Source organism: Acinetobacter sp. AS5 (assembly GCF_048957595.1).
GTDB lineage: Bacteria > Pseudomonadota > Gammaproteobacteria > Pseudomonadales > Moraxellaceae > Acinetobacter.
In genome coordinates this window covers 1-1,376 of record NZ_JARDAL010000131.1, presented here as the reverse complement: position 1 = coordinate 1,376, position 1,376 = coordinate 1, and the positions used below count along the sequence as shown (strand labels likewise).

Genomic DNA, 1,376 nt, shown 5'->3' with positions numbered 1-1,376 from the left:
AGGCATAGGTATCTACACATCTATGAGATACCTAATGCCATTGTGGCTATCTCATTGAGTTCATCTATTGAATATTCCGAGAGCAGTTGAAGAGTGTTCAGTAAAATCGAAAGCCCTGCCAATAAGGCAGGTGCACTTTCCAACCTACCTCTTTTCTGCTGCCGACCTGAAAGACGGGTGAGAAATACACGAATTTTCTGATGGTGTTCATCTTCAGAACGCTGGATTCGCCAAGTTAAAACACAAGCCATACAGCTAATCAGTAACCGCCTTAAAATGGCTTCAGGTCTGGTCTGAAGCCATGCTTCAATATCATGACCTGCCTGCTTGAGCAGCTTGAAATAGCATTCAATTGTCCAGCGCCAGTAATACCAGGTCGTCATCTCTACCGTAGTAATCTCTGATGGAACATTGCTGATTAGTGACCATCTTGCGACGGTCTTATCCTGATCATCTTTCACTACGGCAACAATTAATCTGGCTTCAATCGCACTCCCTGGCTGGGGAGCAACCCGTTGGCCTGAATCGTCATTTCTCTTCGGTTTTGCTGCACGTGTTATCCGGATAGCAGTTTCTCCCACATGCAACATATGCCGGTTTCCTTTATAGGCAATCGGCTGGACCTGCTGCGTTTCTACTCGTTCTGCGGCTTCTGCAACTTTGCATGTTTTGCCCTGATGCTCAATTCGATGGCCTTCTTTCGCCCGAATCAGCCATTTAAAACCCTGGCTGCTCATTTCCCTTAGGTGGGCAATGGAGTCACCTTCACGATCAATGATATGAACACATGTTTTCTCAATGGGATATTGTTCAATCACTTTGATTTGTTCGGTAAGTGAATCTAGATGAGATTTGCGCCCAGCAGAGTGTTGACTGAATGTGGAATAGCAGCCTGAGGCATCTGATAGTGTCTGCGCCAGTGGCGCAATAGGTAGTCCCGAGGCTGCATCAACCAGCAGACTGCTTTGCAATTCATAGCCTGAATCATATTGATGGGTTCTTTGCAGGCGCTGAATTTTATGATGGTGTTTCACATACTGTAGCTGAGACCAGTCATGAACAATCAATGCATATTGATGCGGTGATGCCTTGATCTGTTCACATGCAAGATGTTCAATTGGCTGGTTTAACTGACTAAAAGAGATTTTGTCATTATTCAGGAATCGCCAGACCGCTTGTGTGGTTGCGAAACTCGACTTTTGGGCAGAAGCCAGGTCTTTGATTGCCGGAGCAAGTGAAGCAAGAGGGTTCATATTGAGCTTTACAAGGCTGTTATAGCGCTTGACAAGACGCTGATCCAGGCCAGAGATGTTAAATTGAAGAGCATGCTCTTCAATTTAACGCAAAGTTCAGGAATTGTGTAGATACCTATGCCT

The 1,376-nt window shown here is 45.3% G+C and carries 1 protein-coding gene; it reads right to left on the bottom strand.

What is annotated here, in order from left to right:
• Positions 1-20: 20 nt before the first annotated feature.
• Positions 21-1,253, bottom strand: coding sequence for a transposase (locus tag PV763_RS17560; protein ID WP_004730312.1), 1,233 nt, complete (start codon positions 1,251-1,253; stop codon positions 21-23).
• Positions 1,254-1,376: the final 123 nt, after the last annotated feature.

Bases quoted from the DNA above. Each gene is read 5' to 3' on its own strand.
- PV763_RS17560 (WP_004730312.1), bottom strand. From the start codon at position 1,253: ATGAACCCTCTTGCTTCACTTGCTCCGGCAATCAAAGACCTGGCTTCT.